The organism is uncultured Algibacter sp., from assembly GCF_947490405.1.
Classification (GTDB): Bacteria; Bacteroidota; Bacteroidia; order Flavobacteriales; family Flavobacteriaceae; genus Algibacter_B.
In genome coordinates, this window is record NZ_CANLGU010000002.1 from 93,117 (window position 1) to 105,653 (window position 12,537).

Consider the following 12,537-nt stretch of genomic DNA (forward strand, 5'->3'; position numbering starts at 1 on the left):
TTAAATGAAAAACATTTTTGCGTTATTTTTATTATTATCATTTACTGTTCTTTATGCGCAGTATAGCCCAGGCACTGCATACTTCAAAGACAATAGTACTTCAGAGGGTTTAATAAAAGTAAAAATGTTTGAAGGAATAAAATTTAAACTCAAAGAAGATACTGAGGTAGTAGACTATACTTCTAAACAAATTAAGGGCTATGATGTCAAAGGTTGGCAATTTAGATATGTAGAAAGTAATTCAAGCGATAAACCTAAGTTTTTAAAACTAATTCTTGAGGGTGAAATTTCACTTTACAATAGTGAAGTTTATAGCTCTGGTTTGCCAAATTCTAATGGTTCTTCTCAAGGTGGTATTACTTTTGGTATTGGACCTGGTACCTCGAAAATTTATTTCATTAAAGTCAATGATGAACTTATCAAACTTGGAACAAAACTAAAAAAGAAACACTTAACTATTTTTGAAAACTGTCCTACTTTAATTGAAAAAATTAAAAATAAAGAGTTTAAGAAATGGGATTTTTACGATATCATTGAATATTATAATGAAGATTGTAATTCAGATGAATAGATATTTTTAAGTTTACGTGAATTCAACGTAAAAACAAAAAATCTTAAAACGACACTACCGCCCCCAAAACCAACATACTCTGATTCCCTTTAAAACGAGAATCGCCACCTGAAGCATCTAAGTCTTCATTTTCAAGTTTCTTCAATATATTGGTAAAACCATAAATATATTGCACTTTCAGCTTAAAATATTTAAAACCTACTGAAGCGCCTACAGCTCCATTAAGGTTAAATTGAGAAATATTAGTAATGTCTTCTGCAGATAAATTGGTGTAATTATTTATAAAGTAACTTTCTTGATTTTCATCTCTAAATTCTAATTTACTATTGTATTGAAGCATAGGTCCAAAATCAATTGTAAAATGGTCTGGAATTACTTTTACATGCAACAACATAGCCACTTGCGCCGCAAACATTTTATACTCAATAAACTCTTCTTCAGTACTTATTAGTGCAGGTCTTCCTAAAACCTCAACATTACTTTCTGAGAGTTGCATTCCAAAACTTATATTATACCATCGCACAGGAATATCTACTGAGGCACCAAGCCCTCCAATAAAACCATTTGATGCCTTTGTAGTGAAATTATCAGTCACAATATCAAATTGTGTTACCCCACCAGTAATATTAATGCCATTAGTAATTCTATAATTTCCTTTTTGAGAAAAACTTTTTGTAACAAAACTTATAAATAATACTACTAATAGGTAAAGCTGTAATTTTTTCATGTCTGTTTAGGGTTAAATGCCCAAATATAACTTAATTTAGTAATCCACGATTTTATAACCATTTAAAATTATATATATGAACTACTTTTTAATACCCATTATCTTTATAGGATTTGTTATTCTTATTTCATCCTTTTTTATTGTAAAACAACAAACTGCAGCCATTATAGAACGTTTTGGTAGATTTCAAAGTATACGTCATTCTGGTTTACAATTAAAAATTCCAATAGTAGACAGAATTGCTGGAAAATTAAGTCTTAAAATTCAGCAATTAGATGTTATTATAGAAACTAAAACTTTGGATGATGTATTTGTGCGTTTAAAAGTATCCGTACAGTACAAAGTGATTCGAGAAAAAGTTTATGATGCCTTTTACAAGTTAGATTATCCGCATGATCAAATTACAAGTTATGTATTTGATGTGGTACGTGCTGAAGTGCCAAAAATGAAATTAGACGACGTATTCGTTAGAAAGGACGATATCGCTATTGCAGTAAAATCTGAGTTAAATGATGCCATGATTGAATATGGTTATGATATTATAAAAACACTTGTAACTGATATTGATCCTGATGCTCAAGTTAAAGAAGCTATGAATAGAATTAATGCTTCTGAACGTGAAAAAATTGCAGCCCAATTTGAGGGTGATGCTGCTCGTATTTTAATTGTTGAAAAAGCAAAAGCTGAGGCCGAAAGTAAGCGTTTACAAGGGCAAGGTATTGCTGATCAGCGTAGAGAAATTGCTCGTGGTTTAGAAGAGTCTGTTGAGGTGCTTAATCGCGTTGGAATTAACAGTCAAGAAGCATCAGCTTTAATTGTTGTAACACAACATTACGATACGTTGCAGTCTTTAGGAGAAGAAACCAATAGTAACTTAATTCTTTTACCTAATGCCCCACAAGCAGGAAGCAATATGCTAAACGATATGGTAGCAAGTTTTGCAGCTAGTAATCAAATTGGTGAAGCTATGAAAGCCGCCAAAAAGAAAGAGGATAAATAATAAACCTATTTCATTTAAAATAAATTAAACCTCAGTATATCTTATATTGGGGTTTTTTCTTTAAAAAACTAGAATCTTTTAAACTTAGGTTTTTCTTCAACTTGTTCTTCACCCTTATCAGAAATTTTTCCAGGAAAAGATAAAGATGTACTTGTAAAAGTAGTTCCAAAATTAATATTAGCATGATATACTTGGCTCACCGCATCTTTTACCTGTTCTTCTGAAAGTTCCTTTAAAGGATGAATAAATACCGACCACAATACACCATCCGAAACAGCATATTTAACATCTAAAGCCGTGTGAAAATTGGCTACTAAACTTGCCTTTAATAAGCCTTCGTTTAAAGTGTTTGAATCTGCTATTGGTGAAATAATCCGCATTCGGTTATGATTTACATCTGTTATGCTAATTAATGGCACAGATTTAATATGAAATTGCCACGCTCCAGGTTGTCCTTGAATAGAGTCGCTAACTGTAGTGTAAATAGTTTCTAACTTTTCGTTATTCATATTTTGAGAAAAACTTAACAAAGGAAATAGTAATAATGATAGAAATAACCGTTTCATGATATGATATTTTGCTTTATTAAGTCGAAAATAAAAACTAATACTTAAAAAAAAATTGAAGTTTTTAACTAAACGGATGGCGTTCCACCCAATCTTTTGATGGGTTCATAAAACGAAAAATTTGTTTTAAAATAGTATTGAGAACAAAATTTGTATGCTTTAAATACATCACCATTGCCTTTGGTTTTGCACCAACCGAACTCTTAATTTCCATAGCTGTTCTGGCGTAAACAATACTCTCAAAATGGTGTTCTATCCCAAATTTAGCCATTTCATATAACATATTTAAATATAGTTGATTGGCTTGTTGGTGTTTAGTATTATAGCCTAAAAAATAGGTCTCTAAATGCTTATTATTTAAAATTAGGGTAAAAAATCCAACAAGTTCATCATCTAAATAATATCCAAAAACCCTAAAATTATCCTTAAGATGGCGCTTATATATAAAAAAATGATTTTTGGGGAGTATAAACGTATTAAATGTTGCATTATCAGACACATTAAGGTATAGGTTATGAAGCAATTGAGAGTTCGCTTCTATCGCATCTAAATCCATTTCTTCACAAACAATACCATTGCGTTTCTTTTTGGCACGTTTATACCTTGTTCTGTACTTCTTTTTCATACAGTTTACATAGTCTTCATTACAGCCCCAAACATCTCTAACATTCATAATCATATTAGGTTGTACAATAACTCTGTGTAATTTTTCATTTAGAAATAGACTATCGTCAAGCATAATATCATCTTCGAAAAAATCTTTCAAAAGAATTAATCGAATCTTACCTCCATTATTTTTTATCCGCTTTTCAACCTCAGAAACACCCTGAAAAACACAAGAATAAAAATCTGTTTTAGATATTTTATTTATGTTAAAATATATACCGTGTTGACCTGTATGAGTTAAATTACCAACCACTAAAATATTGCCTTTAAGCAACTTAGAAATGGTTTGTTTTAAAAATGTTTTTAAACAAGACACCTGTGTGTTTCTAAACATATCCTTTAGATATAATTGAACACGTTGAACAATGGCTATACCTACTAAAGTATCATCTTTAAATACACCTATATAAAACAGACTAATATTTTTTGGAGAAGCAATCTCTAAAGCTTTTAAATAATTGGTTTGTAAAAGCACATTATGCTCAACCAAATTATTCCATCCCATAGGAACTTTATCTATACTCTCGTAAATATTATAATGTATCAATATATATTAAAAAAAGACTGAAAATTTAAATTCTCAGTCTTTATGTTTGTTAAAAGTTTACAAAATTATACCCATCCACATACAATGGCTCCCATTACACCCATAGTAACTATCCAATAGCCACTATTTATTAAGATGTATTTAGCTCCTTTCCTTTCAAATAAAGCATTAGTTCCAATTATAGGTAAAGCTACAAAAATACCAGACATTATACCGTGTAATGCACCATGGCCAAAGGTTCTATGAGCAGTTCCATAATCCGCCATAAAAGCAGCATAAGATGGTAATGCATTTTCAATATCAGCACCAACCATTCCCATGGCTCCTATTTGGTGAATAGTAAGCATTTGCATTGCCATAGCTAAAATAAAGGCAAATATAAATGCCAGAATAAAAATCTTCGCCATATTAGCGCCTTTCATTTTATCTTCTGTCATGTCTGCTGCTTTCATCCAAGCATTTCCAAAAACGTTTGGGTTATACCAAACAAATCCAACAACTAGAGCAGAAAGTGCTGCAGCTGCTAGTGCTAAAAAATTCATTTCCATGATTTAAAAATTTTGGTTTGTACTTACAATGTACAAAAAATACTTTCAACCTAGTTTACCAGCTACCACTAGCACCGCCTCCACCAGAACTACCACCGCCTCCTGAAAAACTACTACTAGATGAATATGAAGACCTTCCAGAACTAACGCCTCTTGAAGAAAAGTTTTTACTCATAAAGGTTTTATCGCTCTTTAAAAATGAAAATTTCACAGGCTGGTAAACTTTTCTAGAGCGCGTAAAAAAGGCGATAATCAATGGCGTTATTAAAAACAGAATTATGATTGATATTAAAACGTAAATCAAGCTTTCGGAAGAAGTATTTTCAATTAATTTAAAAGGGTCTAAAACCTTATCTTTATTCATCTGAGTGCTGATTAAAATTACAGCAAAAAATAATGGCATTAAAATAAATGGAAGACTGATAAGCATCACAAACAATGACGAAATCAATAATAATGGAAAAGAAATTACACTTAGTTTCCCAGTGATTAATCCTCTAAAAATAGTAATTAATCGCTTATAACCCGTGTAGAAAATCGCGCTACCTGCTACAATAAAAATACTGATAAATAGCGTTAAAAATATTCCGATTAATAGTTTAGCCCAAAACGGAATTTTACCTTCTTCTTCTATTATTTGAGCAAACTCATCTCGATATTTAGGATTGTCAATAAGTTTAATAATTTCTGAAGTTCCTAAATCTACACCTTCATAAAAAAGACCCTCTTTAAATTTAGGCGTCATGATTTCTCTAATAATTCTTGAGGCAAATGCATCCGTTATTATGGGTTCTAGTCCTTTCCCAACCTCAATTCTAAATTTTCTATCGTTTTTAGCAATGAATATTAAAAGCCCATTATCCTTGTTTTTCTGACCTAATTGGTTCTTATTAAAAACTTGATATGTATAGTTCTCAACGGTATCATTACCTAAAGTATTAATAGTTAGCACCACTATTTGGTGTGAAGTCTCTGTTTCATAAGTGGTAAGTTTTTGTCTAAGTTGAAACGTTTCGCTTTCGCTGAAAAGTGCAGCGTTATCTGTTGCAACTTCTGTTAAAACAGGATAATCCGCTTGTCCGCTTGTATATTGAAAACAAACGATAATCAAAAGAATTATCCATTTTATTTTAATCACATGAATGTATATTTTGGATTATAAAAGTGCCTTAGCTTCTTGTACTAATAAGATATTTTTATCTTCCAAAGCTTTAGCAATAAAGTTGCTAATAGCATCGTTTTTTTCTAAACCATTTTGTAGTAATACACCCAGTGTAATCATAGTAATAATTCGTGTACCAGATTTCTTCACAGAAGTGTTGAATAGTGGTTCAACCTCATCATAACTCACTAATTTTGCTAGTTCTTGAATCTCTGCTTTAGCTTTGGCTTGCTTATCTTCTGGCATTCTATCATACTTTTTGCCATAAGATTTTATTTGATCAATAGCTGGTCTATTATTTTGTGGTGTTTGCTTAGGTTGATTATTATTCGGTTTTGGTTTTTGTTTTGCCCAAGTATCTCGTAAACCCACTGTTTTATTAAACACCAAGCTATCTGAGGTCGAATCGTCATCCATATTAAAATAACCGAGCCTTTGAAACTGAAACCTATCACCAATATTGGCTTCTTTTAAACTTGGCTCTACATAAGCTTCAATGATTTTTAAAGAATTCGGGTTTAAGAATTCCATAAAATCTTTGTCTTGATGGCTATCGGGTGCCTCATCATTAAACAACCTATCGTACTCTCTTACTTCAGCTTTTAAAGCATGTTTAATAGATACCCAATGTAAAGTACCTTTAACTTTTTTTGATGTGTCTTCAGAATAGGTACAACGAATTTCTGTGATGTTACCTTCAGCATCTTTCTTAACATTTTCCGCTTTAATGATGTATGCATTTTTTAGCCTAACCTCTCCTCCTGTTTTTAATCGAAAAAACTTGTTGCTGGCTTCTTCTTTAAAATCTTCTCGCTCAATATAAAGTTCTCGTGAGAATGGTACTTTTCTAAAACCTGCACTTTCATCTTCTGGATTATTCTCGGCATCCATCCACTCCACTTTATCTTCAGGATAATTAGTAATCACTAATTTTACAGGATTTAAAACTGCCATAACGCGTGGCGCCGTTTTATTTAAATCTTCGCGAATACAAAACTCTAAAAGCGAAACATCAATAACATTATCTCGTTTTGCAACGCCTACAGTCTCAACAAACTTTCTGAGAGAATTAGGGGTATAACCTCTTCTTCTAAGCCCAGAAATGGTAGGCATTCTTGGGTCGTCCCATCCATTTACAATACCATCTTCTACAAGCTTTAACAACTTACGCTTACTCATAATGGTATAGCTTAAGTTTAAACGTGCAAACTCACGCTGTTTTGGTCTTAGCTTATTAGTGTCTACAATCTGATCTAAAAACCAATCGTAAAGTTCTCTATGAGGTTTAAACTCTAAAGAGCATAATGAGTGAGATATTTGCTCGATATAGTCACTTTCGCCATGTGTCCAATCGTACATCGGGTAAATACACCAATCATTAGCCGTTCTATGATGGTGTTTCTTTAAAATACGATACATTATGGGGTCTCGCATCAGCATATTGGTATGCTGCATGTCTATTTTAGCGCGTAAAATATGCTCGCCTTCATCAAACTCACCAGCTTTCATACCCTCAAATAAAGCCAAGTTTTCTTCAATACTTCTATTTCTAAAAGGGCCATCAACTCCTGGTTGAGTGGGCGTTCCCTTTTGCTCTGCCATGGCTTCACTAGATTGTGAATCTACATAGGCTTTCCCTTCTTTTATCAAAATAACTGCCCAATCGTATAATTGCTGAAAATAATCAGAAGAAAACAAAACTTTATCCCATTTATAACCTAACCAAGCAACATCTTTCTTTATAGCATCTACATACTCTTGCTCTTCTTTTGCTGGATTTGTGTCATCAAAACGTAAGTTAACTGGGGCGTTGTAATACTCACCTAGACCAAAACTTATTCCAATAGCTTTAGTATGCCCAATATGCAAATACCCATTTGGTTCCGGTGGAAAACGGAAACGTAACTTGTTTTTAGACATGCCATTTGACAAGTCTTCTTCTATAATTTGCTCAATAAAATTGAGTGATTTTCTATCTTCAGACATAACTTTAACTCATTCAAAAAAGAAAGAAACAAAATTAGTTAAAATAAAGGTAACTACCTGTTTATAATGTTTGATAAATGTAACTTTTAGAGTCTTTCGTATACTAATTATAAAAGCTTAAACCATGCAACACAGAAATTATGAATGCCCAAAGTGCAACAACAAAACATATACTGTTGGACAAATGCGAGCCACTGGTGGTACATTGTCTAAAATATTTGATGTTCAAACTGAAAAATATACCTCTGTTACTTGTGATAGGTGTACATACACAGAGTTTTACAAGGCGAAAACAAGTGCCATAAGTAATATATTTGATTTGTTTACAAGCTAAATATTATTGTTCTTTGTTTTATGGGAATTATAAAGGTTACTAATATTCGTGTTTTTGCTTACCATGGATGTTTAAACGAAGAAACAAAAATAGGTAGCGATTACCGTGTAGATTTGAAAGTGAAGGCATATTTGCAACAATCTGCGAAAACAGACCAATTGGAGGATACCGTAGATTATGTTTTTTTAAATCGCATTATTAAAGAAGAAATGGCAATTCCTTCCAAATTACTGGAAACTGTGGCAAAAAGAATCTTAGATAGAATCTTTAATGAAGATAAATTAGTTACAAAAGCTACTGTAAATGTGAGTAAACTGAACCCGCCAATTGGAGGTGATGTAGAACGAGTAACGATAAAAATGACTGAAAAGCGTAAAAAGTGATTTTAACTATTGAAAAGTCACAATTTTTTTTACATTTGCAGCAGATTTTCCGCAGTGTTGTGGGAATGATAATTTCAGAAGCTTTTAGCTCTTTTCTGAAATTTTGATAACAATTATGGCGTCGTGGCCGAGTGGCTAGGCAGAGGTCTGCAAAACCTTCTACAGCGGTTCGAATCCGCTCGACGCCTCAAAGAACCTTCAAGTTTTTCTTGAGGGTTTTTTTTATGTTTATAACTTATTTTAATTGTATTTGGGCGTTTACTAGGTGTTGTGAATTGCGTTAGGGATTGAGGGATTTGTTGAAGCTCCCCGACGTAGGAGGGAGCGACTCCCGAAAGCCCGACCCTTGTGGTAACGCCAAAAACATGTTTTACTTCTCTTTTATTGGACTTATTTTTTCTAGCTTTTCTCTGTTTTTCTCGTAAGTATCTGGAAATATACCTTGAATAAAGAGTAATACACCAAAGCCTAAAATAACTATAGCAATGATTTTTTTGGTTTTGAATATAAGGCGTGGTGTTAACTTAGCTTTAAGGCGTTTTGCTATGACTATTTTAACTAAATCTGAGACAAAGTAGGCGAGGAGCATAGATACAACAAATACAATATCGCCATGTTCTGAAGTGGTTAATGAGTCACCGAGCACTATGAAACCTAACCAACCTAATAGTACACCTATGTTTATAAAATTTAGTAAAAATCCTTTTATAAAGAGTTTGCCATAATCTTTTTGGATTTCGACCTTATGGTATTCTTTAACAATAGCTCTGAATGATTTTGAGGTTTTTATAAATGAAATGATGCCATAAACGATTAATAGGGCACCACCAAAAATTAAAAAACTAGGGTCGTTACCGATTTTATCTCTTAGACTGTTTGTACTATAAAACGCAATGATGATGAAGATGATGTCTGCAAGAATAACCCCTAAATCGAATATTAAAGCACTTCTAAAGCCTTTTGTAGCGCTGGTTTCTAGGAGTACAAAAAACACGGGGCCAATGGTAAAGGCGAGTATTATTCCAAAAGGGATGGCTGTTAATATATCATCGAGCATAAAACGGTAGTGCTTTACACAAAGTAAAGGAATTATTACTTAAACAAAAAGGCGCTTTAAAAAAAGCACCTTTCTATCAACAAATCAAACTAACTTACTTAATTCTTAATCAACTTAATGCTATTAATTCCTCTTTCAGTTTTTATTTTTGCAAAGTATAAACCAGCTTTTAAGTTTGCTGCATTTACTTCAACTTCGCTATTTTCTGGTGATAATGATAATACTTGTTTTCCTAAAACATCAAATACAGTGATAACCTCCATAGGCACGTTATTTGTTTTAATTGTCCAGCTATCTTGTGTTGGGTTAGGATAGGCGTTGAATGCAACTTTAGCAAAATCTTTAGTACTTAATACCGTGTTTTTGTGAAAGTAAATATTATCAAACCAAACATTAGTTAAGTTGGCTGTTGTAATACCAAACTGAGCAATATCGCTTCTTGTAAGGTTTCCTGCTACAACACCACCTAAAGATGTAATATCAATATCAACAGAAACCCACGTGTTAGCAACTATAGCTGGATTTGTACCTGTATTTATATTTACTTCTAAAGCAGATGCTTCTCCGCCACCGCCAGCAAAATCAACCAATTTTACATTAAAAACGTCTCCAACTAGATCAGTGTCATCAGTAAAGAAATCGAAATGAATGTGTGTAAAATCAGTTAAATTTTGTCTATTTGATGCAAAATCAATTCCTTGACATGGAATACCTGTATTCTTTTTAAATGTGTTGTTACCTTCAATCTGTACTTCTGATACTGCTACTCCACACCACCCTGCATCATATGTACTAACGGTTATATTTGGATATGCATCACTATATATTGAAACGACATCTGCGGCTGGTCTTGAAGGAGGCGTTGGTGCTGCCATTGCTGGTCCAGATATTACAAATGATACTGTATACGTTTGCATAACATTACCGTTTTGAGAAGTTACTTCTACAGTTCCACTACCTGGAATGTTAGTAGCTTGTGTAATACTAGCGCTAGCTGCAGGATCTGTTGTTGTAGCCGTTGTAATTTGTGGTACAACTACTGTTCCAGGAGCTAACTCTACTTCGTAGCTAAATACTCCAGAGCCAAATCCTGATAAAGGATTCCCGTCTATTTCTAAAGCGCTTAGCGAAGCATCTGAACCTGCTACTGTTGGGTTTTTCCAAAAATAAATGTTATCTAAATAAATATCTACTGGTGTTGTGCTTCCTGGTCCATTTGCAGCGAACTTCATTTGAAAAACGCTATCCCATGTCATTCCTGTAAATGCAGATTTTGGAATATCAACACTTGTCCAAGTTCCAGATGTATATGTAATTGAAACTAATGTTTCTCCTGCTCCAGAACCATTGTTTATTGGGCTAACTTGAATATCTGTAGCTCCAGGACTAGCTGCAGTCCAAATATCAATGTGTAAAAATTCCATTTGAGAAGCATCCGATGCTGTAACCTCAGTCCCTTGATAATTAAAATTTGGATAAGCCAAAAGAAGTTGTCCTGTACCTGGGTCATAATTTGGATTAACTTGTGTGTGTCCAGATTGTCCCCAGTTTGGGTCGTAATTATTTGCGATGTTTGTGAATGTATCTCCATATATAGAAATGACATCTACAGCATCGTTTGTTGGTGCAGCTGGATTAGTGGTTGGTTGTGCATAACCAAAATACGCTGTGAGTAAAAAAAGTAATAGTGTAATTTTTTTCATCTTTAAACGGTTTTAAATTGTTAATAATTAGTTTTAGAAATAGTTGTTTCTCAAAGTTAAACCCAGACTATTGATATATTACTATTTATAACCCCTACAAAAAACATACATAATAAAAAAAAGGTGATTTTTTTATCAAAAAACTAAAAAATGGCCGCTATTATTGAGCTTATCAACGATAATCTAGAAGCCAAAAAACTACATGAATTTAGGGTGTTTTTAGATATGTTGTGGTACTGTTGTGGTAAATAATAAGTATGTTGTGCTTATATTATAACAGGTTGTGGAGATGCCAGTTCTGTAAATATTTATTTATCAATAAGATTAGATAAAACTAGAGGAATTCCATCTATTTTAAAAAGATTTTTTTACGGTTGAAACCAACATTATTTTTGTAAAACTTTGGTTTCTCGTTTTTATCCCAAAGCCCCCAATAAGCACCAACATCACCTTCTGCTCCGACCTTCCATGATTCATCAAAAGAAGAGAAATAAAAGATTTCTACATCTTCTTCTTGAGCCCATAACTGAGTATTTATAAAGTACTTCATGGCATTTTCCTTTGAAGGAAATGCTCCGTTTAAACCTTCTCCTTCACTAGGCCATCCTGTTTCAGAAATTATAACTTTCTTTCCTTTACCAGCTTTAACTGCTTTATTATACATATCCTTCATATAAATCAAAGAATACTCTATACTACAACCTTCCCAATATGGATAACAGTTAGCAAGAATAACATCACAAGCTTCGGCTATTTTAGGACGATGAACAAACTCATAATAGGCATCAACGTAACCAACAGGGATATCTGTTATTTCACTTTTCACGTCGTAAATAAAGTTTAATAGCTCAGCTTCGGTTAAATCACCTCGATACATCACTTCATTACCAACTGCAGCAATATCTACGATATTTTCCCTAGATAGTTGCTTAAGTGCATCAACCTCCTTTACATTAATTTCAGCATCATCACCTAACCATGCACCTACCATAGTTTTCATTCCCATTTGTTTTGCTATCCTTGGGATTAACTCATTACCATCAGTGCATGAAAATGAACGCACCCAATTGGTATATGGTTTAATTATTTTTAGCCGTTTTCGTATTTGCTTTTCTGATAATTGGACCCCTGGTTCTTGTCCTTCAGTATAGGGACTAAAACCAACACCATGCATCCCTTTTTTAAGAACTCTCTTAAAGCAATTTTGTAATCCTCTGGGTGTTTTATTATCTAAACCATATCCAGATAACGACATTATTTTATCTGATTTGTATGACATTTACTCTA

The 12,537-nt window shown here is 33.0% G+C and carries 13 protein-coding genes and 1 tRNA gene; 5 read left to right on the top strand and 9 right to left on the bottom strand.

The genetic code is table 11. The annotated features are described in order from the left end of the window. Window positions 1–4 precede the first annotated feature (4 nt). Window positions 5–571 (top strand): hypothetical protein, encoded by a 567-nt coding sequence (locus Q0772_RS04380; protein ID WP_298340761.1) that lies wholly within the window; start codon window positions 5–7, stop codon window positions 569–571. A gap of 43 nt (window positions 572–614) precedes the next feature. Here Q0772_RS04380 and Q0772_RS04385 read toward each other — a convergent pair whose 3' ends face one another. After that, on the bottom strand, window positions 615–1,298 hold the full coding sequence (locus Q0772_RS04385; protein WP_298340763.1) for a hypothetical protein: 684 nt from the start codon (window positions 1,296–1,298) through the stop codon (window positions 615–617). Between the two features lie 76 nt (window positions 1,299–1,374). On the opposite strand from Q0772_RS04385, the gene Q0772_RS04390 reads away from it, so the two are divergent. Next, window positions 1,375–2,298: an SPFH domain-containing protein gene (locus Q0772_RS04390; protein WP_298340765.1), complete on the top strand. Its 924-nt coding sequence runs from the start codon at window positions 1,375–1,377 to the stop codon at window positions 2,296–2,298. Window positions 2,299–2,366: 68 nt separating this feature from the next. Here Q0772_RS04390 and Q0772_RS04395 read toward each other — a convergent pair whose 3' ends face one another. The 5 genes from Q0772_RS04395 to Q0772_RS04415 form a co-directional block, all read right to left on the bottom strand. Continuing rightward, window positions 2,367–2,864: a hypothetical protein gene (locus tag Q0772_RS04395; RefSeq protein ID WP_298340767.1), complete on the bottom strand. Its 498-nt coding sequence runs from the start codon at window positions 2,862–2,864 to the stop codon at window positions 2,367–2,369. Window positions 2,865–2,928: 64 nt separating this feature from the next. Next, window positions 2,929–4,077 (bottom strand): GNAT family N-acetyltransferase, encoded by a 1,149-nt coding sequence (locus Q0772_RS04400; protein ID WP_298340769.1) that lies wholly within the window; start codon window positions 4,075–4,077, stop codon window positions 2,929–2,931. A 65-nt stretch (window positions 4,078–4,142) separates the two neighbouring features. Then, window positions 4,143–4,625 (bottom strand): DUF1761 domain-containing protein, encoded by a 483-nt coding sequence (locus Q0772_RS04405; RefSeq protein ID WP_298340771.1) that lies wholly within the window; start codon window positions 4,623–4,625, stop codon window positions 4,143–4,145. Window positions 4,626–4,680: 55 nt separating this feature from the next. Further along, entirely contained in the window at window positions 4,681–5,763 is a 1,083-nt protein-coding gene (locus Q0772_RS04410) for a TPM domain-containing protein (RefSeq protein ID WP_298340773.1), read from the bottom strand. An 18-nt stretch (window positions 5,764–5,781) separates the two neighbouring features. Then, window positions 5,782–7,773, bottom strand: coding sequence for a glutamine--tRNA ligase/YqeY domain fusion protein (locus tag Q0772_RS04415; RefSeq protein ID WP_298340775.1), 1,992 nt, complete (start codon window positions 7,771–7,773; stop codon window positions 5,782–5,784). Between the two features lie 124 nt (window positions 7,774–7,897). On the opposite strand from Q0772_RS04415, the gene Q0772_RS04420 reads away from it, so the two are divergent. The 3 genes from Q0772_RS04420 (at window position 7,898) to Q0772_RS04430 (ending at window position 8,678) form a co-directional block, all read left to right on the top strand. After that, window positions 7,898–8,107, top strand: coding sequence for a zinc ribbon domain-containing protein (locus Q0772_RS04420; RefSeq protein WP_298340777.1), 210 nt, complete (start codon window positions 7,898–7,900; stop codon window positions 8,105–8,107). Between the two features lie 20 nt (window positions 8,108–8,127). Then, window positions 8,128–8,490: a dihydroneopterin aldolase gene (gene folB, locus Q0772_RS04425; protein WP_298340779.1), complete on the top strand. Its 363-nt coding sequence runs from the start codon at window positions 8,128–8,130 to the stop codon at window positions 8,488–8,490. A gap of 117 nt (window positions 8,491–8,607) precedes the next feature. Then, window positions 8,608–8,678: transfer RNA gene (locus tag Q0772_RS04430), tRNA-Cys, on the top strand. Between the two features lie 182 nt (window positions 8,679–8,860). Here the strand turns inward: Q0772_RS04430 and Q0772_RS04435 are convergent. The 3 genes from Q0772_RS04435 to Q0772_RS04445 all read right to left on the bottom strand — a co-directional run bounded on the left by Q0772_RS04435 (window position 8,861) and on the right by Q0772_RS04445 (window position 12,529). Next, on the bottom strand, window positions 8,861–9,547 hold the full coding sequence (locus Q0772_RS04435) for a LysE family transporter (protein ID WP_298340781.1): 687 nt from the start codon (window positions 9,545–9,547) through the stop codon (window positions 8,861–8,863). A gap of 98 nt (window positions 9,548–9,645) precedes the next feature. Beyond that, window positions 9,646–11,250, bottom strand: coding sequence for a T9SS type A sorting domain-containing protein (locus Q0772_RS04440; protein WP_298340783.1), 1,605 nt, complete (start codon window positions 11,248–11,250; stop codon window positions 9,646–9,648). 349 nt (window positions 11,251–11,599) lie between these two features. Next, window positions 11,600–12,529: a glycosyl hydrolase family 17 protein gene (locus Q0772_RS04445; RefSeq protein WP_298340785.1), complete on the bottom strand. Its 930-nt coding sequence runs from the start codon at window positions 12,527–12,529 to the stop codon at window positions 11,600–11,602. Window positions 12,530–12,537 lie beyond the last annotated feature (8 nt).